The sequence below is a fragment of the Citrobacter sp. TBCS-14 genome, from assembly GCF_005280805.1.
Lineage (GTDB): Bacteria > Pseudomonadota > Gammaproteobacteria > Enterobacterales > Enterobacteriaceae > Citrobacter > Citrobacter gillenii.
Map to the genome: position 1 here is coordinate 20,125 of NZ_SZWM01000476.1, position 24,374 is coordinate 44,498.

Consider the following 24,374-nt stretch of genomic DNA (forward strand, 5'->3'; position numbering starts at 1 on the left):
TTAGGCCTCCCGGCTACGGGCACACATCATCGTTGCTTCGCACACAACTTTACCGTCAACCAGTGCAACCCCTTTAAAACGGGTCAGGCCACGGCGCGTTTTCTCGAAAGTGACTTCCATGATCATCTGATCGCCAGGTACGACAGGACGCTTGAAGCGTGCTTCATCGATACCAGCGAAATAATACAGCTCGCCTGGCTCCAGTTTTCCTACGCTTTTAAACGCCAGAATACCCGTTGCCTGGGCCATTGCTTCCAGAATCAGCACGCCAGGGAAAATCGGTTTACCCGGGAAGTGGCCCTGGAAGAAAGGCTCGTTAACGGATACATTTTTCACTGCGCGCAGAAAACGACCTTCTTCAAAATCCAGCACACGATCAACCAGCAAAAACGGAAAACGGTGCGGCAGAAGTTCTAAAATCTCTTCAATTTGCAGAGTATGAGTGTTAGTAGTCAAAATACTCTTCCTGTCAAAATATACTAAAAGGCAATAATAACACGGCCTGTCGCAATCGTATGAATGGGACAGGCCGAAAAGTCAGACGTGCAAAAAAGGTGCTTTAGTCTTGTTGATTAACCTTGCGCTCAATCGCTTTGAGGCGCTTGCTCATATCATCAATATTCATCACCAGTGCAGCTGTTTTACGCCATACCTTGTTGGGCTGTAGCGGAATGCCTGAGGAATAGACGCCTGGTTCGGTGATAGGACGCATCACCATACCCATACCAGTGACCGTGACTTTGTCGCATATTTCCATATGCCCATTGATCACACTGGCGCCGCCAATCATGCAGTAACGGCCAATCTTCAGGCTGCCCGCCATAATGACGCCACCGGCTACCGCCGTATTGTCGCCAATCACAACGTTATGCGCAATCTGGCACTGGTTATCAATGATAACACCATTGCCGATCACGGTATCGTCCAGAGCGCCACGATCGATGGTCGTGCAAGCGCCGATCTCGACACGATCGCCAATAATTACGCGACCAAGCTGTGGGATCTTCACCCAATTACCACGATCGTTCGCATAGCCAAAGCCGTCAGATCCGACAACGGTGCTGGACTGGATCAGGCAATGTTCACCGATCTGGATATCGTGATAAATCGTCACATTCGCCCACAAGCGTGAACCTGCGCCGATTTTTGTGTTTTTTCCGACGAAACAGCCTGCACCGATAACCACGTTATCGCCCAGTTCTACGCCAGACTCGATGACCGCATTTGCGCCAACAGAGACATTGCTACCCAGCTTTGCCGTCGCATCAATCACTGCACTGGGTGCAATGTTCTGTGCCGGCTGAGGCGTGGTATCTAAAATTTGCGCCATTCGTGCATAGGTCAGGTAGGGGTTCTTCACTACCAGCGCAGCACTCTTAGCAAAAGGAAGATCGTCCTGCGTCATCACAACGGCAGAAGCCTGGCACAGGCTTAAATGCTCACGGTACTTAGGATTCACCATGAACGTAATATTGCCAGTTTGCGCAGATTGCATGGACGCTACGCCGGTGATGACGATATCGCCATCACCGTGTAATTCTGCATCCAACTGCTCTGCTAAATCAGCCAGTCGAATTGAAGGCATTACTTATTTAACCTGTTTCAGTACGTCAGCGGTGATGTCTTTAACATCGCTGCTGTTGTAAGCAACGGTGTTTGCGTCAACGACCAGATCGATGCTCTGGCTGCTAGCGACAGATTTCACGGCTGTCTGGATACGCGTAACCAGTTTGCCACGTTCTTCGTTGGAACGACGCGCACGATCCTGCTCAAAAGCTTGCGCTTTCTGAGAGAAAGTCTGGCGCTGAGCCATAACGTCTTTTTCCAGCTTAGTACGATCGCTACCTGCTTTCATGGATTGCAGACGCTGCATTTTAGATTGCAGATCGGATTCCATGCGCTGCAGTTCGCTGGCGCGGCCTTTGAACTCGTTTTCCAGCGTATTAGAAACACCAGTCTTCTGTGCAACCTGTTGGAACAGGCTACCCATATTGACGATTGCAATTTTGTCAGCAGCCTGTGCGGACGTTGCCATCGCTAAACCGAGACCTGCAGCTAATAACCACTTTTTCACAATAAACTCCTTACCATCCCATTTGCACCCGAAGGTACAGTTCTTTGCGTGGCCAGGCGACCCCATTCAGGATCGCCTAAAGTCATCGCTACACTACCACTACATTCCTTTGCGCAGAACAATTACCAGGTTTTACCAATGTTAAACTGGAACTGTTCTGATTTGTCTCCATCGTACTTTTTGAACGGCTGGGCGTAGGAGAAGACCAACGGCCCTAATGGGGACATCCATTGTAACGCGATACCCGCAGACATACGGATATTGTTCGGATCGCTGTAGTCTGGATAGCCAGAATACTTCGCAGAATCCCAGTTGGTATCCCAGACGGTACCCATATCCCAGAAGAAGGAGGTACGGACCGAGTTAGCATACTTGTCGCTAATAAACGGCGTTGGGGTAATAAACTCCAGGCTGGCGACAGCCATGGCGTTACCGCCCACTGCATCGTCTGATTTACACGGTGACGTATTGGTGGTGTCACATTCGTTGTCATAATCGTCATCATCATTATAACGATTTGCTGGTAAATAGACGGCTTTTGGACCAATGGTGTTGGACTGGAAGCCACGCACGGTGCTGGAACCACCGGCATAGAAGTTCTCATAGAACGGCATTTCTTTGCCGCTTAATCCATCACCATAACCCCACTTAGTACGACCCAGAACAACCCATTTATGGTCGTCATCGATCGGTACGTAGGTCGCGGTATCCAACGTCGCTTTGTAGTATTCGTTATCAGAACCCGGAACGGTGACTTTACCGTTCAGGTTGATACGCGTACCTTCCGTTGGGAAATAGCCACGGTCCAGTTTGTTGTATGTCCAACCGTAGTTGAAGGTGAAATCGTCTGATTTGAAGCTATCCGCATCAGGGCTCTCACCCATGGAAACCAGATAACGTTGCATTGCAACCTGTGGATCCATGTTAGACAAGGAGTTATGCACGTAACCCAGACCCGCACGCAACGTGTTGTATTCGTTGATCGGGAAGCCCAGCGTGACGTCTGTACCATAACTTTTGTTGGTGTAGTCAGACAGGTCTGCGTCATCCGCTTCAAAGTCGTTATAGAAGACGCGGCCACCAAGGCTCACACCATCCACGGTGAAGTACGGGTTGGTCACAGACAATTCAGTATAGGTCTGGTAATCGTTTTTGGTGCCGTTAATACCAACAGAATACCCGGTGCCTAACCAGTTATCCTGCTGAACGCCCGCCTGGAAGCTCACGCCGCTTTCGGTACCGTACCCGACGCCGAAGTTAAAGCTACCGGTGTTACGTTCTTTCACCTTGTAGACCACATCAACCTGATCAGGACTGCCCGGAATACGCTGAGTATCGGTGTCGACTGTTTCGAAATAGCCCAGACGATTCAGACGCTCTTTACCCTGATCGACCAGATCGCTACCCAGCCAGGCACCTTCCATCTGGCGCATTTCACGACGCAGGACGGAGTCTTTAGAGGTATCGTTACCTTCAAAGCGGATCTTACGCACATAGAAACGGTTACCCGCATCCACGTTTACGCGCAATTTAACCGTCTTGTCGGCATCGTTGATTTCAGGCTGCGACTGTACGCGCGGGTAGGCATAACCGTAGCGACCCAGAAGCTTCTTGATATCATCTTCCATTTTGGTCACTTTGGTGCCGTTATAGAGTTCACCCGGTTCGATTTTCGTCAGGCTCTCAATTTCGGCAGAGTGTCCAGCCAGGTTACCGCTCACCTGTACCCCAGAAAGCTTGTACTGCTCGCCTTCTGTAAGGTTGACGGTGATGTAGATACCTTTCTTATCCGGCGTCAGGCTGACCTGCGTGGAGTCGATATTGAAGCGAGCATAGCCGCGATCCAGATAGTAACTACGCAGGGTTTCAAGGTCGCCCGCCAGTTTCTGTTTCTGGTATTTACGATCGCCCACCACGTTCCACCACGGCACTTCATCGCGCAGTTGGAAGTGAGAGATCAATTCGTCGGTTGTAAAGGCATGGTTACCGACGATATTGATCTGTTGGATCTTCGCCGAGACACCTTCCTGGAACACCAGTTTGAGGTCAACGCGGTTACGCGGCAACGGCGTCACCACCGCTTTCACACTGGCGCTGTACTTACCGACGCTATAGTAAAAATCTTCCAGGCCTTTTTCGATATCGGCAAGCGTGGTGCGATCGAGAGACTCGCCAACACGCACACCAGACGCCTCGAGGTTTTGCTTCAGCATGTCATCTTTAACCGATTTGTTACCGGAGAAAGTGATGCTGGCAATCGTCGGGCGTTCTTTTACCTGAACCAGAAGGGTATCACCATCGCGCAGGACGCGGACATCCTCAAAGTTACCGGTGGCGAACAGAGCACGAATGGTATTACTGATATCTTCATCATTAACCGTGTCGCCTGTGCGCACCGGCATACTGAGGAGAGCCGCACCAACGGCGACTCGCTGTAGGCCTTCGAAATGAATGTCCTTCACGACGAACCCTTCAGCACCGTATACGGTGGCGCTGCTAAACAGCAGCGACGCTATGAGCAACTTTTTCATCGCCATCGTTATTATGCGTTCTTCCTAACACTCTCTTACAACCGAGAGAAATCATTGAAAAGTGCAAGCCCCATTAACAACACTAGCAAAATCGAGCCAATGCGATAACTAAAGTCTTGAACCCGCTCGGATACCGGACCGCCCTTCAGCTTTTCAATCGCCAGGAACAGCAGATGCCCCCCGTCAAGAACGGGCAACGGAAACAGGTTAATTATCCCTAAGTTCACGCTGATAAGCGCAAGGAACATCAGGTAATAAATCCCCCCGAACTCCGCTGACATCCCAGCCCCCTGGGCGATAGAAATCGGCCCACTGAGGTTGTTCAGTTTCACATCACCGGTAATCAATTTTCCCAGCATACTGACCGTCAACTTCATCAACTGCCACGTTTTATCCGAGGCTTCGAGGATGGCGCCGAATGGTCCATACTGGCGTACAGTCTTATACTCATCAGGCAGAGGAATAATTTTAGGCACGACACCCGCAAATCCCTCTTCCTGACCGTTACCCGGTTTTGAGTCCGGAGTTAACGTCAAAGACAAGGAACTCCCCTGCCTTTCAATTTCTAGCGCTAACGGCTTATTCGGATTATCACGCACCAGCGTCACGAACGTCATCCATTGCGTGAGCGGCTGACCATTGACTTTAACGATCCTGTCGCCAGCTTGCAAACCCGCCTTACTTGCTGCGGAGTTAACCTGTACTTCTGACAGCACCGGTTCAATCTGCGGACCGCGTGGACGAATCCCTAAACTCGTAACGGGATCCTGTTTGTCTGGCTCAAATGCCCATTGGCGCAAATCCAGCGTTTTGTCCTGCCGCTGGTTGCTGCCAAACGGCGCCACGCTAAGAATGGTCTGCTCATCGCCAATTTTAGCGACCAGCTGCAATCTCACGGTATCCCAATCAGGGGTTTCGATACCATCAACCGCTTTTAGTTCCGTACCTGGCTGAATTTGCGCCTGTGCGGCAATCGAGTTGGGTGTTATTTCACCCACAACCGGACGAACACCAGGGACGCCGATGATAAACACCAGCCAGTAAGCAAAAATAGCGAAAAGGAAGTTTGCAATCGGACCTGCGGCAATAATGGCCGCACGCTGCCCAACCGTTTTGTTGTTGAACGCGTGGTGGCGCAGTTCCGGCACCACCGGTTCTGCACGCTCATCCAGCATTTTGACGTAGCCGCCGAGAGGGATCAGGGCGATGACGTATTCGGTACCCAATCTATCAGTGCGCCGCCACAGCGCCTTTCCAAAACCAATGGAAAAACGCTCAACGCGAACACCACAGCGCCGGGCAACCCAGAAATGACCAAATTCATGCACGGTGATAAGCACACCGAGTGCGACGATGAATGCAGCCAGATTCCAGAGAATACTCAGCATAAGACCATCCGTTAAAGCGTCCTGAAAACCAGTAACAGCAAGCAAGCAAAGACCGGTACCGCAGCCGTCAGACTATCAATACGATCCAGAATGCCGCCGTGCCCTGGGATTAAGTGACCACTGTCCTTAATACCTGCTTCACGCTTAAACATACTCTCAGTCAAGTCACCCAGCACCGAGGCCAGGACCGCAACAATAGAGCAAATGAGCAAGGTGACAGGCGCGACATCAAGATTCGCCCACATACCATAACCCCATGAGATCACAGCCGCAGTGGCGAGTCCGCCAATAAAACCTTGCCAGGTTTTACCCGGAGAAACCTTCGGCGCCAGTTTATGTTTACCAAATAACTTGCCAAACATATACGCACCGGAATCCGCTCCCCAGACGAGGATCATGACATACAGCAGCCATACTGCGCCACTATAATGATTCTCATCATAATGCCAGGCACGTAGCGCCAGCATTCCCCAAAAGAAAGGGATAATGGTTAAGATGCCGAAAATGATGCGTAATATCTTTGAATTACGCCAGACAGTCGCCGAACCTGGGTAAAATAACACCAGCAATAGTGCAACGCCCCACCAGCCCAACGACGCCCAAAGCGACACTTCGACCAACGGCTGATGAATATTATGATGATATTCAGGCAGTAAAAACAGCATCAGTGCCAGCAAAAGCCCGCACAGAACCGCCAGCCAAACTCGCTGTGTGCGAGTGGTGAAACCGCTTAACTGTCCCCACTCCCACGCGGCCAACATACATACGACCAGCGTAACAATGGCGAACCCCACCGGCGGCAATAAAAACAGCGCCGCGATGACAACGGGTATTAAAACAAAAGCAGAAATCAGGCGATACTTCAGCAAAAGCGACCCCCATCAGGCTTTTTCATCACCGGGTTCGGTCCCGCCGAAACGACGCTCTCGATTAGCAAAGGCATGCAGCGCACCTTCAAAGTCTTGTTCATCGAAATCGGGCCAGAGAACATCCGTAAAGTAAAGTTCAGCATAGGCAATTTGCCACAGCAAAAAATTACTGATGCGATGCTCTCCCCCAGTCCTTATCACTAAATCCACAGGAGCCAGTTCATTCATACAAACTTGCTGACCAAGCATTTCTTCGTCAATTTGCTCAGGGCGCAGCAGACCGTCTTGCACCTGTTGCGCCAGTTGCCTGACTCCCTGGACAATGTCCCAACGTCCGCCGTAATTCGCAGCAATATTCAGCGTTAACCCCGTATTCTGGGCTGTAAGCGCTTCCGACTTGCGAATCCGTTCTTGCAAACGTGAGTTAAATCGACTGATATCCCCGATAATACGCAGACGAACGTTATGGCGATGCAGGTTTTTCACTTCACTATCAAGTGCCCACACGAATAATTCCATTAACGCGCTCACTTCCTGCGCAGGTCGGTTCCAGTTCTCACTGCTAAAGGCATACAGCGTTAACGCATCAATACCGTTATTGGCAGCAAAAGAGACAGCCCGGCGGACGGATTTTGCTCCGGCCTTATGCCCAAAGGCGCGAATCTTCCCTTGCTTTTTCGCCCAGCGGCCATTGCCATCCATAATAATGGCTACATGGCGACAGCCATGTGCTGGCAAATTTTCGCTTAATGGTTGAGTTGCAGACAACATAACGCGTTTTTAGTCCCTGAAAGGATTTAACGGTACTCAGGAATACTGAAGCCTCTACACAAAAAAGCCGTGTCAAACCACGGCTTACCCGACCGAAAAAATGCCAATACCTGCGATCGGGTGGCGCAGACTATATCACTGAAGCCCAACGCTAACAAATAGCACGAATCTCTGTAGAGGGATTATCATCAGCTTGAGAGTCGCATCACTTGTTTTCTGGCGACGTCCCGTGCAACGGCATCAACCCTCAACACGTCATCAACGTTCTGGGGTTCCTGCAAATCCATCTTATCCAGTACGGATAAATTGAGCTCGGCAATATCGGTAAATCGAATTTGTTGCGCCAGAAATGCGGCAACGGTAATTTCATTCGCAGCGTTCAGCGCGGTTGTCGCTGCTTGCCCTTGCTCAAACGCATCCATCGCCAGTTTCAGGCACGGATAGCGTTGGTAATCCGGCGCGGAAAACGTCAACGCGCTCAGTTTGCAAAAGTCGACAGGCTTCACGCCAGATGTGACGCGTTTCGGCCATGCCATAGTATGGGCAATAGGCGTGCGCATATCAGGCTCACCCAGTTGTGCCAGAACGCTACCATCCTGATACCGAACCATCGAATGAATCACCGACTGTGGATGAATCAGCACTTCCATCTGGCTTGCACTGGCATTAAACAACCAGCGCGCTTCAATGTATTCCAGACCTTTATTCATCATAGTGGCAGAGTCGACGGAGATTTTTCGTCCCATCGACCAGTTCGGGTGACGGCATGCTTGATCGGGGGTCATTGACACCAGATCGTGCAATGGCGTTTCACGGAAAGGGCCACCAGACCCGGTAAGCAGAATGGACATGACGCCATTTTGCTCAAGGTCAGCGTATCCCAGATTGTGCTGAATAGGTTGGGGTAAACTCTGAAAAATCGCGTTATGTTCGCTATCTACCGGCAAAAGCTGCGCTTTGTGGCGCTTCACGTCATCCATAAACAAACGACCGCAGGTTACCAGCGACTCTTTATTCGCCAGTAAAATGCTTTTGCCTGCACGGATTGCCGCCAGCGTAGGCAGCAGCCCCGCCGCGCCGACAATCGCGGCCATTACCTGATCGACATCATCCAGCGCAGCCATATCACAGGCCGCCTGTTGTCCGCTCATCACCTCGGTACGACTTCCCTGCTCCAGCAGAGCCGCTTTCACCTGCGCAGCGCTTGTTTCATCATCCATTACTGCATAGCGGGGAGAGAACTCCAGGCACTGCTCGACCATACGGGCAACATTTTTACCCGCGACCAGCGCAGTAACACGAAACGTTTCCGGGTTATGGCGTACGACATCCAGCGTACTGCAACCAATAGAGCCGGTTGAGCCGAGAATGGTTAATTGCTTCATCAGACATCCTGAAGAATTTTACCCTTTAGGGGATAGACAGAAAAAAGCAAAACGCCGCCATCCAGCCTTTGCAGACCTTCTGAGCGGCGTTTTAAGCGTACAGGCGAATCAGAACTGCATCAGTTCCGCTTCTTTCTCTGCCAGCGCCGCATCCACTTTCTTGATAGCGGCGTCAGTCATTTTCTGCACGTCGTCCTGAGAACGGCGATCGTCATCTTCGCTGATCTCTTTATCTTTCAACAGCGCTTTCACTTTGTCGTTAGCATCACGACGAACGTTACGCACGGCAACACGCGCGCCTTCTGCTTCGCCACGCACGATCTTGGTCAGATCTTTACGACGTTCTTCGGTCAGCGGCGGCAGCGGAACGCGGATGTCAGAACCCGCAGAGCTTGGGTTCAAACCGAGGTCAGAAGCCATAATCGCTTTCTCAACGGCCGGGCCCATAGAACGGTCAAACACGTTGATTTTCAGAGTACGGGAATCTTCAACCGTTACGCTTGCCAGCTGACGCAGCGGAGTTGGCGTGCCGTAATATTCCACGATAATGCCATCCAGCAGGCTGGGAGAAGCACGACCCGTGCGAATTTTGCTGATTTGATTTTTGAATGCTTCGACGCATTTGTCCATGCGTACTTCAGCATCTTTTCTGATTTCGTTGATCACGTTACGAATCCTTGAAAGCTTGTTTCAGTCAGACCATATCCACCACGCAAGATGCGACAAGTATAGTCTTGATTAATTTTGAGGGACGTATCCCGCGACATTAAAGCAGAATATTACCTGCATTTAGCCGCAACGGGAATTATTCCGTGATTAACGTCCCTTCTTTTTCACCCATCACCACACGGCGCAGCGCACCCGGTTTGTTCATGTTGAAGACACGAATAGGCAATTTGTGGTCACGAGCCAGCGTGAACGCCGCCAGATCCATCACTTTCAGTTCTTTATCCAGAACTTCAGTATAGGTCAGTTGTTCGTACATGGTCGCGGTTGGATCTTGCGCCGGATCTGCGGTAAATACGCCGTCAACTTTGGTGGCTTTCAGCACTACATCAGCTTCAATTTCAATACCGCGCAGGCAGGCTGCAGAGTCTGTCGTGAAGAACGGGTTGCCGGTACCGGCCGCCAGGATAACAACACGGTTGTTGCGCAGCAGGCTGATAGCCTCCGCCCAGCTGTAGTTATCGCACACACCGTTCAAAGGAATTGCGGACATCAGGCGGGCGTTCACATAGGCGCGGTGAAGCGCATCGCGCATTGCCAGACCGTTCATTACGGTGGCCAACATGCCCATGTGGTCGCCCACAACGCGGTTCATTCCCGCTTTCGCCAGACCAGCACCACGGAACAGGTTACCGCCACCAATCACTACGCCAACCTGAATACCCAGCTCAACCAGTTCTTTGATTTCCTGAGCCATACGGTCAAGTATGCTTGCATCAATACCGAAGCCTTCTGAACCTTGCAGCGCTTCGCCACTTAACTTAAGCAGAATACGTTTGTAGACGGGTTTTGCATTGGTAGCCATGTTTCTTTCCTGAGACTGTCAACGAATGAGATGAGTTAATACCAGCGACATTGTATGTCGCTTTTCAACGTAGCCACTATAGCGGTTCGCTGAATTTACAAGCCAGACACAAAAAGAAGCCGCCCTCAGGCGGCTCCTTTAAAAAATTAAGACTGCTTGGACATCGCAGCAACTTCTGCTGCAAAGTCAGTCTCAACTTTCTCGATGCCTTCACCCACTTCAAAGCGGATGAAGCCTGTTACGTCAGCATTATGCTCTTTCAGCAGCTGAGCAACAGATTTGCTCGGATCCATAACGAAAGGCTGACCCGTCAGAGAAACTTCGCCGGTGAATTTCTTCATGCGGCCTTCAACCATTTTCTCTGCGATTTCTTTCGGCTTACCAGACTGCATCGCGATATCCAGCTGAACCTGGTATTCTTTCTCTACCACTTCAGCAGATACGTCTTCTGGCTTAACGAATTCAGGCTTGCTTGCAGCAATGTGCATTGCCAGCTGTTTAACCAGCTCTTCGTCTGCGCCTTTAGCCGCAACCAGAACACCGATACGCGCACCGTGCTGGTATGAACCCAGTACGTCGCCTTCGATGGAAGCAACACGACGGATGTTGATGTTCTCACCGATTTTAGCAACCAGCGCAACACGTTCTTCTTCGAACTGTGCTTTCAGAACGTCAACGTCAGTGATTTTGCCCGCGATTGCAGCATCCAGAACTTTGTCTGCAAATGCCTGGAAACCACCATCTTTAGCAACGAAGTCAGTCTGGCAGTTAACTTCCAGAATGATGCCGTAGTTGCCGTCGATTTTGGTTTTGATCACGCCGTCAGCAGCAACGTTGCCTGCTTTTTTCGCCGCTTTGATCGCACCAGATTTACGCATGTTTTCGATTGCCAGCTCGATGTCGCCATTAGCTTCAGTCAGTGCTTTTTTGCAATCCATCATGCCTGCGCCGGTACGCTCACGCAGCTCTTTTACCAGGGATGCGGTAATTTCAGCCATTCTAAAATCCTCGGAAGATTTGATCTGCCCGGCGTCAAACCGCACAGATTTAAAAGTGAAAAAGGGGCCTAAAGGGCCCCTAACCAAACGTGATACAACCTGGTTTATAAGGGGGCTCTAACGAGCGTGCCTTATTATTCAGCTTCTACGAAGCTTTCTTCCGCCTGGGAAGCCAGATCCTGAGAACGGCCTTCACGAACGGTAGTAGCTACAGCGCCCAGGTACAGGGTCACAGCACGGATTGCGTCGTCGTTACCCGGGATAACGAAGTCAACACCGTCCGGATCAGAGTTGGTATCAACGATTGCAAATACCGGGATACCCAGGTTGTTTGCTTCTTTGATAGCAATGTGCTCGTGGTCAGCATCGATTACGAACAGAGCGTCCGGCAGACCGCCCATGTCTTTGATACCGCCCAGGCTGTTTTCCAGTTTCTCAAGCTCACGGGTGCGCATCAGCGCTTCTTTCTTGGTCAGCTTTTCGAAAGTACCGTCCTGAGACTGAGTTTCCAGATCTTTCAGACGTTTGATGGACTGACGAACGGTTTTCCAGTTAGTCAGCATGCCGCCCAACCAGCGATGGTTCACGAAGAACTGGTCGCAGTTGTTAGCAGCTTCTTTCACCGCTTCGCTTGCAGCGCGTTTAGTACCAACGAAAAGGATTTTACCTTTACGAGCAGAGATCTTGTTCAGTTCAGCCAGAGCTTCGTTGAACATCGGTACAGTTTTCTCAAGGTTGATGATGTGAACTTTGTTACGCGCACCGAAGATGAAAGGCTTCATTTTCGGGTTCCAGTAACGGGTCTGGTGACCGAAGTGAACACCAGCCTTGAGCATGTCGCGCATGGAAACAGTTGCCATGATTAAAACCTCTATATATAAAAGTTGGGGTTAAGCCTCCACGCATCCCATATTACCGACCCAAAAGGGCACCCCGGAATATGTGTCGATACGTGTGTGTTGTTACACAAAGTGAGATTTGTCGCTCCCGTCCATCGTGTGTAGTCTTCGAATGGATCGGAAGTCCGGCGCGCTTTATACCACAAATACGCCATAGACACCAATAATAGTTGGCGGTCTGTGCTGTTAATGATTCTCAATTTGGCAGGGTACACCCCTGACTGATACCATTAGCAGCACTTACACAATTATTGTCGAAATCATCGACACTGATGGACAGAATTTATGGCTATCTCAATCAAGACCCCTGAAGAAATCGAAAAAATGCGCGTCGCTGGTCGTCTGGCCGCCGAAGTGCTGGAAATGATCGAACCGTTTATCAAACCGGGCGTCAGCACCGGCGAATTGGATCGTATCTGCAATGACTACATCGTGAACGAGCAGCAGGCGATCTCCGCGTGCCTGGGTTATCACGGTTATCCGAAATCCGTCTGCATCTCCATCAATGAAGTGGTATGCCACGGGATCCCGGACGACGCCAAGCACCTGAAAGACGGCGATATCGTCAACATCGACGTTACCGTGATTAAAGACGAGTTCCACGGTGACACCTCCAAAATGTTTATCGTCGGCAAGCCGACGATTCTGGGCGAGCGTCTGTGCCGCGTCACGCAGGAAAGCCTGTATCTGGCGCTGCGGATGATAAAATCGGGTATTCGTCTGCGCACGCTGGGCGCAGCCATTCAGAAATATGCGGAAGGCGAAGGCTTCTCTGTGGTACGCGAATACTGCGGCCACGGCATCGGTCGCGGCTTCCATGAAGAACCTCAGGTTCTGCACTACGATGCAGACGATGGCGGCGTAGTGCTGCAACCGGGCATGACCTTCACCGTTGAACCGATGCTCAACGCCGGTGATTATCGTATCCGCACCATGAAAGACGGCTGGACGGTAAAAACCAAAGACCGTAGCTTGTCTGCACAGTACGAGCATACTATTGTGGTGACGGAAAACGGTTGTGAAATTCTGACGTTACGCAAGGATGACACTATCCCGGCGGTCATCACACACGACGAATAATGTTTTGCCTGATGGCGCTGTCGCTTATCAGGCCTACAAATGGCACTCTCCCGTAGGCCGGATAAGCGTAAGCGTCATCCGGCTTTTTTATGGGTGGCGCACAATGAATACTCTTCCTGAACAACACGCAAATACTGCCCTCCCCACCCTGCCGGGCCAACCGCAAAACCCGGGAACCTGGCCTCAGCACGATCTCAACTGTAGCGGCATTAAAACGCATATCGATTCGTTTCAGAACTGGTTAGGTGAAGCCTTTGACAGTGGTATTTCCGCAGAGCAGTTGATCGAAGCGCGCACCGAGTTTATTGACCAACTGCTGCAACGCCTGTGGATTGAAGCCGGTTTCGGTCAAATTGCCGATCTGGCGCTGGTTGCCGTCGGCGGCTATGGGCGTGGCGAACTGCACCCGCTTTCCGATATCGACCTGCTGATCCTGAGTCGTAAAAAACTGCCTGATGCGCAGGCCGAGAAGGTCGGCGAACTGCTAACGCTGTTGTGGGATGTGAGACTGGAGGTGGGGCACAGCGTGCGTACGCTGGAAGAGTGTCTGCTGGAAGGCCTGTCCGATTTAACCGTCGCCACTAACCTGATTGAAACACGCCTGCTGATTGGCGACGTGGCGCTGTTTCTTGAGCTACAAAAACATATTTTTAGCGAAGGCTTCTGGCCCTCCGATAAATTTTACGCCGCCAAAGTGGAAGAGCAGAACCTGCGCCACCAGCGCTATCACGGCACCAGCTACAATCTGGAACCGGATATCAAAAGTAGCCCCGGCGGCCTGCGCGATATCCACACCCTCCAGTGGGTAGCCCGCCGCCACTTTGGCGCCACGTCGCTGGATGAGATGGTTGGATTCGGCTTCTTGACGCTGGCGGAACGTGCTGAACTGAATGAGTGTCTGCACATCCTCTGGCGCATTCGCTTCGCACTGCATCTGGAAGTCACGCGTTACGATAACCGTCTACTGTTTGACCGTCAGCTTAGCGTCGCGCAACGGCTACACTACGGCGGTGAAGGCAACGAGCCTATCGAACGGATGATGAAAGACTATTTTCGCGTCACGCGCAGGGTCAGTGAGCTGAACCACATGCTGCTACAGCTGTTTGATGAGGCCATCCTCGCTCTATCCGCAGATGAAAAGCCGCGCCCGATCGATGACGACTTTCAGCTACGCGGCACGTTAATTGATTTGCGTAACGACGATCTATTTATCCGCGAACCGGAAGCCATTCTGCGGATGTTTTACACCATGGTGCGCAATAGCGCGATCACCGGGATTTACTCCACTACGCTGCGCCATTTGCGCCATGCCCGCCGCCATCTGACACAACCGCTGTGCTACATCCCGGAGGCGCGTTCGCTGTTTCTCAGCATGTTACGCCATCCGGGGGCGGTGAGCCGTGGCCTGCTGCCGATGCATCGTCACAGTGTGCTGTGGGCCTATATGCCGCAGTGGTCGCACATTGTCGGCCAAATGCAGTTTGACCTGTTTCATGCCTATACGGTGGATGAACACACGATTCGCGTGATGCTAAAGCTGGAAAGCTTTGCCAAAGAAGAGACCCGTCAGCGTCACCCGCTGTGTGTCGATCTCTGGCCGCGTCTGCGCCAGCCGGAGCTGATTCTGATTGCCGCGCTTTTCCACGATATCGCCAAAGGTCGCGGCGGCGACCACTCGGTTCTCGGTGCTCAGGATGTCCTCAAGTTTGCCGAACTGCACGGGCTGAATTCCCGCGAAACACAGTTGGTCGCCTGGCTGGTGCGCCAGCATCTGCTGATGTCGGTTACCGCCCAGCGCCGCGATATTCAGGACCCCGAAGTCATCAAGCAGTTCGCCGAAGAAGTGCAAACGGAACACCGCCTGCGCTTCCTGGTGTGCCTGACGGTGGCGGACATTTGCGCCACCAACGAAACGCTGTGGAACAGCTGGAAACAAAGCCTGTTGCGCGAGCTGTACTTCGCTACCGAAAAACAGCTACGTCGCGGCATGCAAAACACACCGGATATGCGCGAACGCGTTCGTCATCACCAGCTGCAGGCGCTGGCGCTGCTGCGCATGGACAACATTGATGAAGAAGCGCTGCACCATATCTGGTCGCGCTGCCGCGCCAACTATTTCGTGCGCCACAGCCCAAACCAGCTGGCCTGGCATGCGCGCCATCTACTGCAGCACGACATGAGCAAGCCGCTAATCTTACTCAGCCCACAGGCCACGCGCGGCGGAACGGAGATTTTCATCTGGAGTCCGGACCGTCCCTATCTGTTTGCCGCGGTTTGTGCTGAACTGGATCGGCGAAACCTTAGCGTCCACGATGCGCAGATTTTTACCACCCGCGACAACATGGCGATGGATACATTTATCGTGCTGGAGCCGGACGGCAGTCCGCTGTCGTCAGACCGCCACGACGCCATCCGTTCAGGGCTGGAGCAGGCGATCACCCAACGAAGTTGGCAGCCACCACAACCGCGCCGCCAACCAGCAAAACTACGTCACTTTACCGTCGAGACCGAGGTGACTTTTCTACCGACTCATACCGACCGAAAATCATTCCTCGAGCTTATCGCGCTCGACCAGCCCGGCCTGCTGGCGCGGGTCGGACAGATTTTTGCCGATCTGGGAATTTCGCTGCATGGCGCCCGAATTACAACCATTGGCGAGCGAGTAGAAGATTTATTCATAATCGCAACGGCCGACCGGCGTGCCCTTAATAATGCGCTGCAGCAGGAAGTACATCAACGGTTGACAGAGGCCCTCAATCCAAACGATAAAGGGTGATGTGTTTATTTATTATGGAAAGAGTTTAACAATGCAGCAGTTACAGAACGTTATTGAGTCCGCTTTCGAGCGCCGCGCCGAAATTACTCCGGCAAATGTAGATACCGTAACCCGTGAAGCGGTAAATCAGGTTATTTCTCTGCTGGATTCCGGTGCGCTGCGTGTTGCAGAAAAGATTGAGGGTCAGTGGGTCACACATCAGTGGCTGAAGAAAGCGGTACTGCTCTCTTTTCGTATTAACGACAACCAGGTTATCGATGGCGCAGAAAGCCGCTATTTCGATAAAGTCCCGATGAAATTCGCCAACTACGACGAAGCGCGCTTCCAGAAAGAAGGCTTCCGCGTAGTTCCCCCTGCTGCCGTGCGCCAGGGTGCCTATATCGCACGTAACACCGTCCTGATGCCGTCTTACGTCAACATCGGTGCTTACGTTGATGAAGGTTCCATGGTGGATACCTGGGCAACCGTCGGCTCATGTGCGCAAATCGGTAAAAACGTTCACCTGTCCGGTGGCGTTGGCATCGGTGGCGTGCTGGAACCGTTACAGGCGAACCCAACCATCATCGAAGACAACTGCTTCATTGGTGCGCGTTCTGAAGTGGTAGAAGGCGTGATCGTCGAAGAAGGCTCCGTTATCTCCATGGGCGTATACCTGGGCCAGAGCACCAAAATCTACGACCGCGAAACCGGCGAAGTTTTCTATGGCCGCGTTCCGGCGGGTTCGGTTGTGGTATCGGGAAATCTGCCGTCGAAAGACGGTAAGTACAGCCTGTACTGCGCGGTAATAGTCAAGAAAGTCGACGCCAAAACGCGTGGCAAAGTCGGAATTAACGAGCTATTGCGTACCATCGACTAACGGCAATTTGAAAAAGCGGGCTTAGCCCGCTTTTTTTACATCTGCGAGTGGCATAAACAAGGCTTTTCGTTAATTATTCAATGGTTATAGTGAGCTTAAGGGTACCGCTATGTATGACAATCTGAAAAGTCTGGGCATTACCAATCCTGAAGAGATCGATCGTTACAGCCTGCGGCAAGAAGCCAACAACGATATCCTGAAAATCTATTTCCAGAAGGATAAAGGCGAGTTTTTTGCCAAGAGCGTTAAGTTTAAATATCCCCGTCAGCGTAAAACCGTGGTTGCCGATGGTATCGGCCAGGGTTACAAAGAGGTGCAGGAGATCAGCCCGAACCTGCGCTATGTGATTGATGAACTAGATCAGATCTGCCAGCGCGATCGCAGTGAAGTCGATCTCAAACGCAAGATCCTCGATGACTTACGACATCTGGAAAGCGTCGTCACCAACAAGATCAGCGAAATTGAATCCGATCTGGAAAAACTGACGCGTAAATAACCGTGGGTGGATGTATTCGTAGGCCGGGTAAGGCGAAACCGCCACCCGGCATTTTGCCTGATAAGCGTAGCGCCATCAGGCAATCAATCAATGCTGTTCATCCAGCTGTAACGCCACATACAGCAATAACCTGTCGTCGAAATTTCCCAAATCCAACCCGGTAAGCTCAGAGATACGATTCAGACGATATTCCAGCGTATTGCGGTGGATAAACAACGCTTTTGACGTCGCCAGCGGCTGCACGTTATGGCGAAACCATGCCGCTAACGTCCGACGCAGTAACCCATTATTATCCATTGCTTTTAGCCGTACCAGCGGACGCGCCAGCTCGTTGGCCTGCCAGCCACCGCGCAGGCTGTCCAGTAACACCGGCAGCATCAAATCCTGATAGAAATAGCTGCGGTTTTCCGGCATACGCTGCTTACCGACCATCATCGTCGTCCGCGCCGTGCGGTAAGAACGAGCAATGCTGCCTGGTCCAGTAAAGAAGTTACCCAGCGACACGCGAAAACGCAGCTGTCCGTTCTCTTTCATGCGAGCGATAAGCTGCTCTACGCGCTTGCGGTGATCTTCCGCGTCCCAACGGCCAAACTGATTAAGAGCGGGTTTCAGCACCACCATCTCGGTCAGTGACACAATCGCAATCAGGTTGTTACGCTCTGGCGTGGTCAATGCATTCTGTAGCTGCTGCAGTTCTGCCATCGCGCTGTCAACGCCCAGTTGGCCGCTATCGACTTCCAGCACCGCCACCACGCGCGGCTGGTTCAAATCAATGCCTAAACGCTGTGCCCATTCCATCAGCGCGGGCGTATTTTCTTCCGCCTGAATCAGGTTCATGACCAGCTCTTCACGCAGACGGCTGTCCTGCGCCAGCAGGTGCATCAGACGCGACTGCTCCAGCATCATTTCGGCGGTCATACACACCAGCTCGCCATATTTGCGCAGATGCTCCGGCTCGCCGGTTAAGCCAATGACGCCAACAATTTCACCTTCGAGTCGTAGCGGCAGGTTTATCCCCTGTCGTACGCCGTGCAAATGCTTCGCTACTGCATCGTCAATGTCTACCACCCGGCCCTGTGAAAGCACCAGCAGTGCACCTTCGTGCAATTCACCAATACGCTCGCGATCGCCGCTACCAATGATCCGCCCACGGGCATCCATTACGTTGATATTGGTATCGATGATGCGCATCGTGCGCGCCACAATATCCTGCGCCATTTTGGTATCAAGATGCCAGCCAGCCATAAACCCCTCCTGTGAGCAATGCTCAGCATAAGGAAGATAATAATCGGCAGCATTGTGCAGATGCACAAACTGAAGGAGAGAAGTATGGAGTTGTGGGAGGGTTCACAAAAAGAAACCCCTCCCCGCTGCCGGGAAGGGGTTTAGAGAGGCTTACTGCATCAACAGATAGATGGAGCTGTCACCACGCTGAATATTCAGCGCCAGAACAGCCGGTTTGCTGTCGAGGATTTTGCGCAGTTCGGCAATGTTTTTCACCGGCTGCTGGTTAGCTCCGATAATTACATCCCCTTTCTTCAGGCCAATCATCGCTGCCGGCGTTTTTGGTTTTACATCGCTGACCACGACACCTTTGTCCTGGCCTTTGTTACTCATATCCGCCCCTTCAATACCTTTGAAGATGGAGCTGGAATCAACCTGAGTCTGGCTGCTCTGCTGCAGTTCCAGATTCACCGTCACAGGTTTACCGTCACGCAGCAGGCCAAGGCTGATTTTGCTGCCTACCGGCATCGTACCCACCTGCGCACGCAGCGCGGCGAAGCTGCTGATCGGCTTACCGTTCAGCGAGGTAATCACGTCACCGGCTTTAATACCCGCCTTCGCTGCGGAAGAGTTCGGCATCACCTGGCTGACGAATGCCCCACGCTGGGCATCCACTTTCATCGCTTTCGCCAGCTCAGAGCTCAGCTCTGTCCCCATAATTCCCAGCTCACCGCGTTTCACCTGACCGAACTCCACCATCTGCGAGGTCAGGTTTTTCACCATGTTGCTTGGGATAGCAAAACCGATACCGATATTGCCACCGTCCGGCGCGAGGATCGCGGTGTTAATACCGATCAGCTCACCGTTCAGGTTGACCAGTGCGCCACCGGAGTTACCACGGTTGATCGCCGCATCGGTCTGGATAAAGTTTTCATAGTTTTCTGCGTTCAGGCCACTACGACCCAGTGCAGAAACAATACCGGAGGTCACCGTTTCACCGAGTCCAAACGGGTTACCAATCGCCACGGTATAATCCCCCACGCGCAGCGCATCGGAGTCTGCCAACTTGATTGCAGTCAGGTTCTTCGGATCCTGAATCTGAATCAGCGCAATGTCAGAACGCGGGTCTTTGCCGACCATCTTCGCGTCAAATTTACGTCCGTCGCTCAGTTGGACTTTAATCACTGTGGCGTTATCCACCACGTGGTTATTAGTCACAACATAACCTTTTGCAGCATCGATAATCACGCCGGAACCCAGCGCCATAAATTTCTGCTGCTGACCGCCGCCATTACCCGCGCCCGGTGCGCCTTCCTGACAGAATGGGGAACTCTGGAACGGAGAACCGTCCTGGCAGAACGGGGAGTTATCCCCAAAGAACTGCTGGAAATTACGCGGCATTCGCGGCGTATTCACCGTCGTGCTCCCCTCGACATTAATACTCACCACCGATGGCATCACTTTTTCGAGCATCGGGGCCAGACTTGGCATCTGTTGAGCCGTGGTTGCTGAAGACGCAGTCTCAGCCGCCGTTGCAGACAGAGGGGACAACGCCAAACCTAAACTCAGAGCCAGTGCACTCATTGCTAATGTGGTTTTTTTCATGTGTTTCATTCTCGATTAACTGATAACGCAAAATTGCTGTATACGTCAGAGTCGTTTTATCGCGCTAAGTTCCAGAATAAACTTTAAGGAAAAAGTAAAATTTTATTGTCCGTCTTTACAAATGGATGTTTATTGTTCTACCGCCATCAACCGTCGATATTCATCCCAGGCATACAAATCGGTCATCCCGCTGATATAATCCTGGATCAGGCGGCAGCGATAATAATATTCCAGTACCGGGTACTCGGCAGACGTCGGAGATATTTTACTGACCACTTCGACATAAGCAAGTCGATGGCGCGTAGAGAGCTTTTGAAATAATCGTGACTCAATGGGGAACTGTTTTAATCTTTCGTTTTGAACAAGTGTAGAAAAATCGGCAAGTGCCATCTTTAATAACGGCTGATAGATCTCCAGCAGGCCACTGATCACCCGATACCCCTGTAATTCCAGTTGCTCGACATCAGGATGGCTAAATACATGTTTCATCGCCACATTTTTATAGACTCCCAGCAATTGGCTGAAGCTGCTGGCGTCTTCTAACAGGGCGTGATTAAAGCTACCCTCAAAAATCTGCGGTAAATTATCAATAAAACGCTGCGCGGCGTAGGGCACAAGTTTATTTAGCGTGTTGACCCGCAAATACATAAAGAACTGATCTTCTGTACTACGACTTAATGTATTTGAGCGCGATTTTTCCCACGCGTTCTCCACGACCTGACTAAACAGGGAGCCTTTTTCATGTTGTCCCCAGGCCTCATACAGATGATGATACAGTTGCTCGACACTGAAGATTCTTTTCTCCACGGCATCTTCAAGATCGGCCACGCAATAAGAGATATCGTCAGCGGCTTCCATAATCCAGGTTAATGGAAAACGACTGTAAGGTGCTAATGATAACTCTTTACGTAACCGCTCAATATACGGTTCCTCGGAAAGGTAATAGCCCGGTTTCTTCATTAAATAGTTATGCGTTGCTGGCGTCTCTCCACGCCACCACGCCGGACGAGTATATTTTAAAATACCGCCGACCTGCGCCCACGTCAGATTCATTCGCATCAAAGTGTGCACAAGACGAATACCCTGCGCATTTCCTTCAAAATGGCACAGATCCTGACGCACCTTGCGGCGAATGTCATTAAGCGACTCTTCACCTTCACGCAAACGTAGCGCCGCGATCAGGCAGCGATCGTCGCTGAGAGGCTGGCTTTCCGCATCGGCAGGGAAAAGGCGCTGGCGAAACCAGTCGTTAATCGCCGCTTCACCAAAGTGACCAAACGGTGGATTACCGATGTCATGCATCAGGCAGGACATTTCGACCACGCTTTCAAAAGGACCGGTTAATTCATCCAGGCCGTACTGCTCTAACAGTTTTAGCTCTTTCAGTCGGCTGAGGATCTCTTTGGCGATGTAGCGCCCTACCTGCTGAACTTCCATCGAGTGCGTCAGACGTGTCCGCACTGCGGCGTTGCGCTCCAGCGGAAAGACCTGGGTTTTTTGCTGCAGTCGGCGGATAGCCGGAGAATTGATAATACGTCCACGATCGCTTTCGAAAATTCGCAGGATCTCATGCTCAGATTTTGCGCCCTGCGGCGAACGGTAACGACGATGCCAGTTTATTTTTTTTCGAAAATCGATCTGTGCCATGTCCTCTCCCGCCTGAGAAATGCGCTACCCCTTAAGCGCATGATAGACTATGCCCTCAAATCTGGCTTATCGCGAGTAAATCTATGAAAATCGGCATCATTGGTGCAATGGAAGAAGAAGTTACGCTGCTGCGTGACAAAATCGAAAACCGTCAGACTATCACCCTTGGCGGTTGTGAAATTTACACCGGCCAACTGAACGGGACTGAGGTTGCGCTACTGAAATCGGGCATCGGTAAAGTGGCTGCGGCGCTGGGCGCCACGCTGCTGCTGGAACGCTGCAAACCGGATGCCATCATTAATACGGGTTCTGCGGGCGGCCTGGCTTCTACGCTGAAAGTCGGCGATATCGTGGTCTCTGACGAAGCGCGTTATCACGACGCTGACGTCACTGCATTTGGCTATGAATTCGGTCAGTTACCGGGCTGCCCGGCAGGTTTTAAAGCCGACCCTGCGCTTATCGCCGCAGCGGAATCCTGCATTGCAGAACTGAACCTTAACGCCGTTCGTGGTCTTATCGTTAGCGGCGACGCCTTCATTAACGGCTCTGTTGGCCTGGCAAAAATTCAGCATAACTTCCCGCAGGCGATTGCCGTAGAAATGGAAGCCACCGCGATTGCGCATGTTTGCCATAACTTTAACGTTCCGTTCGTGGTGGTTCGTGCCATCTCCGACGTTGCCGATCAGCAGTCCCACCTGAGCTTTGACGAATTCCTGGTGGTTGCCGCGAAGCAGTCAAGCCTGATGGTCGAAGCGCTGGTACAGAAACTGGCGCATGGCTAAATTCATCTCCAGGGCGCTGGTCGCCCTGCTTTTTACGCTTCCGGCGTGGCTTTATGCCGCTCCGCGTGTGGTTTCCCTCTCCCCTGCTAACACCGAACTTGCCTTTGCCGCCGGCATTACGCCCGTTGGCGTCAGCAGCTACTCAAATTATCCGCCCGAGGCCGAAAATATTGAAGAGGTCTCCACCTGGCAAGGCATGAATCTGGAACGCATCGTGGCGCTCAAACCGGATCTGGTCATCGCCTGGCGCGGAGGCAATGCCGAGCGGCAGGTGAATCAGCTAACCGCATTGGGGATTAAGGTTATCTGGGTGGATGCCGTCACCATCGAGCAAGTTGCCGACGCACTGCGCCAATTGGCACCGTGGAGCCCCAAGCCTGAGCAAGCAAAACAGGCCGCGCAAACATTGCTTGATGAGTATGCTTTACTAAAATCTCAGTATGCCAATAAACCGAAAAAACGGGTGTTTCTCCAGTTTGGTGCAAATCCTCTGTTTACCAGTGGAAAAGGCTCCCTTCAACACCAGGTTCTTGAGGTATGCGGGGGAGAAAACATCTTTGCTGGCAGCCGGGTTCCCTGGCCACAGGTCAGCCGTGAACAAGTACTGGCAAGAGCCCCCCAGGCAATCGTCGCCACCGGTGGTTCGGGCGAAAATCTTAAAATTGAGCAATACTGGGGAGAACAGTTAAAAATCCCGGTTATTATCCTTAATAGTGACTGGTTTGAACGCGCGAGCCCGCGTATTATCCTCGCCGCAAAACAACTCTGTAATGCGCTTTCACAGATAAATTAGCGTCGGCCCCCCACCAGGTATGTTGTGAGGATTTAAGCATGCTCGTCTATTGGCTGGATATTGTCGGTACCGCGGTATTTGCTATCTCTGGCGTATTACTGGCCGGGAAATTACGTATGGATCCGTTCGGCGTTCTGGTCCTCGGGGTGGTTACCGCAGTCGGCGGCGGCACGATCCGCGATATGGCCCTGGATCATGGGCCGGTATTCTGGGTTAAAGATCCTACCGATCTGGTGGTTGCCATGATCACCAGCATGCTGACGATCGTATTGGTACGCCAGCCCAGACGTTTGCCTAAATGGATCCTTCCGGTGCTGGACGCCGTGGGTCTGGCGGTATTCGTCGGCATTGGCGTCAATAAGGCGTTCCTCGCCGGAACCGGTCCGCTAGTGGCGATTTGTATGGGGGTCATTACCGGCGTCGGCGGTGGGATCATACGCGACGTGTTGGCCCGTGAAGTGCCGATGATATTACGTACAGAAATCTATGCCACGGCCTGCATTATCGGCGGCATTGTTCACGCAACCGCGTTTTATACTTTCGCAATACCGCTGGAAAACGCCAGTATGATGGGGATGGTTGTCACGCTGGTTATTCGACTGGCCGCTATTCGCTGGCACTTAAAGCTACCGACATTTGCGCTGGATGATAACGGACGTTGATGTAACG

At 51.9% G+C, this 24,374-nt stretch carries 22 protein-coding genes; 7 read left to right on the top strand and 15 right to left on the bottom strand.

Annotated elements, in window-relative coordinates; translation table 11 throughout:
- The 12 genes from fabZ to rpsB form a co-directional block, all read right to left on the bottom strand.
- Entirely contained in the window at positions 1–456 is a 456-nt protein-coding gene (fabZ, locus tag FDX22_RS17130; protein WP_000210739.1) for a 3-hydroxyacyl-ACP dehydratase FabZ, read from the bottom strand.
- Positions 457–559: 103 nt separating this feature from the next.
- Entirely contained in the window at positions 560–1,585 is a 1,026-nt protein-coding gene (gene lpxD, locus FDX22_RS17135) for a UDP-3-O-(3-hydroxymyristoyl)glucosamine N-acyltransferase (protein WP_115259393.1), read from the bottom strand.
- A gap of 3 nt (positions 1,586–1,588) precedes the next feature.
- Positions 1,589–2,074, bottom strand: a complete 486-nt coding sequence (gene skp, locus FDX22_RS17140; protein ID WP_115259395.1) for a molecular chaperone Skp — start codon at positions 2,072–2,074, stop codon at positions 1,589–1,591.
- Between the two features lie 122 nt (positions 2,075–2,196).
- On the bottom strand, positions 2,197–4,611 hold the full coding sequence (gene bamA / locus FDX22_RS17145; RefSeq protein WP_146717526.1) for an outer membrane protein assembly factor BamA: 2,415 nt from the start codon (positions 4,609–4,611) through the stop codon (positions 2,197–2,199).
- 29 nt (positions 4,612–4,640) lie between these two features.
- Positions 4,641–5,993 (bottom strand): sigma E protease regulator RseP, encoded by a 1,353-nt coding sequence (gene rseP / locus FDX22_RS17150; RefSeq protein ID WP_096758235.1) that lies wholly within the window; start codon positions 5,991–5,993, stop codon positions 4,641–4,643.
- 11 nt (positions 5,994–6,004) lie between these two features.
- Positions 6,005–6,862, bottom strand: coding sequence for a phosphatidate cytidylyltransferase (gene cdsA, locus FDX22_RS17155; protein ID WP_115259400.1), 858 nt, complete (start codon positions 6,860–6,862; stop codon positions 6,005–6,007).
- Between the two features lie 12 nt (positions 6,863–6,874).
- On the bottom strand, positions 6,875–7,633 hold the full coding sequence (ispU, locus tag FDX22_RS17160; protein ID WP_115259402.1) for a (2E,6E)-farnesyl-diphosphate-specific ditrans,polycis-undecaprenyl-diphosphate synthase: 759 nt from the start codon (positions 7,631–7,633) through the stop codon (positions 6,875–6,877).
- Positions 7,634–7,821: 188 nt separating this feature from the next.
- The gene (gene ispC / locus FDX22_RS17165; RefSeq protein WP_146717527.1) at positions 7,822–9,018 is read right to left on the bottom strand and encodes a 1-deoxy-D-xylulose-5-phosphate reductoisomerase; all 1,197 of its coding nucleotides are present in this window, start codon (positions 9,016–9,018) and stop codon (positions 7,822–7,824) included.
- Between the two features lie 108 nt (positions 9,019–9,126).
- Entirely contained in the window at positions 9,127–9,684 is a 558-nt protein-coding gene (frr, locus tag FDX22_RS17170) for a ribosome recycling factor (RefSeq protein WP_115259405.1), read from the bottom strand.
- A gap of 139 nt (positions 9,685–9,823) precedes the next feature.
- Entirely contained in the window at positions 9,824–10,549 is a 726-nt protein-coding gene (gene pyrH / locus FDX22_RS17175; protein WP_096758240.1) for a UMP kinase, read from the bottom strand.
- Between the two features lie 146 nt (positions 10,550–10,695).
- Positions 10,696–11,547 (bottom strand): translation elongation factor Ts, encoded by an 852-nt coding sequence (gene tsf / locus FDX22_RS17180; protein WP_096758241.1) that lies wholly within the window; start codon positions 11,545–11,547, stop codon positions 10,696–10,698.
- A 134-nt stretch (positions 11,548–11,681) separates the two neighbouring features.
- Positions 11,682–12,407, bottom strand: a complete 726-nt coding sequence (gene rpsB / locus FDX22_RS17185) for a 30S ribosomal protein S2 (protein WP_016151758.1) — start codon at positions 12,405–12,407, stop codon at positions 11,682–11,684.
- Positions 12,408–12,731: 324 nt separating this feature from the next.
- Here rpsB and map point away from each other — a divergent pair, with 324 nt between their 5' ends.
- The 4 genes from map (at position 12,732) to FDX22_RS17205 (ending at position 17,654) form a co-directional block, all read left to right on the top strand.
- A complete protein-coding gene (gene map, locus FDX22_RS17190) occupies positions 12,732–13,526 on the top strand; it encodes a type I methionyl aminopeptidase (RefSeq protein ID WP_146717528.1) in 795 nt (264 codons plus the stop codon).
- Between the two features lie 103 nt (positions 13,527–13,629).
- Entirely contained in the window at positions 13,630–16,302 is a 2,673-nt protein-coding gene (gene glnD, locus FDX22_RS17195; RefSeq protein WP_117342285.1) for a bifunctional uridylyltransferase/uridylyl-removing protein GlnD, read from the top strand.
- Between the two features lie 31 nt (positions 16,303–16,333).
- Positions 16,334–17,158: a 2,3,4,5-tetrahydropyridine-2,6-dicarboxylate N-succinyltransferase gene (gene dapD / locus FDX22_RS17200; RefSeq protein WP_115259408.1), complete on the top strand. Its 825-nt coding sequence runs from the start codon at positions 16,334–16,336 to the stop codon at positions 17,156–17,158.
- A gap of 109 nt (positions 17,159–17,267) precedes the next feature.
- Positions 17,268–17,654, top strand: coding sequence for a DUF3461 family protein (locus FDX22_RS17205; protein ID WP_096758245.1), 387 nt, complete (start codon positions 17,268–17,270; stop codon positions 17,652–17,654).
- Positions 17,655–17,741: 87 nt separating this feature from the next.
- Here the strand turns inward: FDX22_RS17205 and cdaR are convergent, their stop codons facing one another.
- The 3 genes from cdaR to dgt form a co-directional block, all read right to left on the bottom strand.
- Complete coding sequence (gene cdaR / locus FDX22_RS17210; protein WP_115259409.1) at positions 17,742–18,899, bottom strand: DNA-binding transcriptional regulator CdaR; 1,158 nt, start codon at positions 18,897–18,899, stop codon at positions 17,742–17,744.
- Positions 18,900–19,049: 150 nt separating this feature from the next.
- Positions 19,050–20,483 (bottom strand): serine endoprotease DegP, encoded by a 1,434-nt coding sequence (degP, locus tag FDX22_RS17215; RefSeq protein WP_115259410.1) that lies wholly within the window; start codon positions 20,481–20,483, stop codon positions 19,050–19,052.
- A 129-nt stretch (positions 20,484–20,612) separates the two neighbouring features.
- Positions 20,613–22,130, bottom strand: coding sequence for a dGTPase (gene dgt / locus FDX22_RS17220; protein WP_115259411.1), 1,518 nt, complete (start codon positions 22,128–22,130; stop codon positions 20,613–20,615).
- 83 nt (positions 22,131–22,213) lie between these two features.
- Between dgt and mtnN the strand changes: the two genes are divergently transcribed.
- The 3 genes from mtnN to FDX22_RS17235 are packed head-to-tail and all read left to right on the top strand — an operon-like array spanning position 22,214 to position 24,367.
- Positions 22,214–22,912 carry a 5'-methylthioadenosine/S-adenosylhomocysteine nucleosidase gene (mtnN, locus tag FDX22_RS17225; RefSeq protein ID WP_115259412.1) on the top strand — a complete coding sequence of 233 codons (699 nt, stop codon included), beginning with the start codon at positions 22,214–22,216 and terminating at the stop codon, positions 22,910–22,912.
- Positions 22,905–23,705 carry a vitamin B12 ABC transporter substrate-binding protein BtuF gene (gene btuF, locus FDX22_RS17230; protein ID WP_117342287.1) on the top strand — a complete coding sequence of 267 codons (801 nt, stop codon included), beginning with the start codon at positions 22,905–22,907 and terminating at the stop codon, positions 23,703–23,705. The genes mtnN and btuF overlap by 8 nt, the downstream gene beginning before the upstream one ends.
- 38 nt (positions 23,706–23,743) lie before the next feature.
- Positions 23,744–24,367 (top strand): TRIC cation channel family protein, encoded by a 624-nt coding sequence (locus FDX22_RS17235; protein WP_135912565.1) that lies wholly within the window; start codon positions 23,744–23,746, stop codon positions 24,365–24,367.
- The last annotated feature ends 7 nt before the right edge of the window (positions 24,368–24,374 follow it).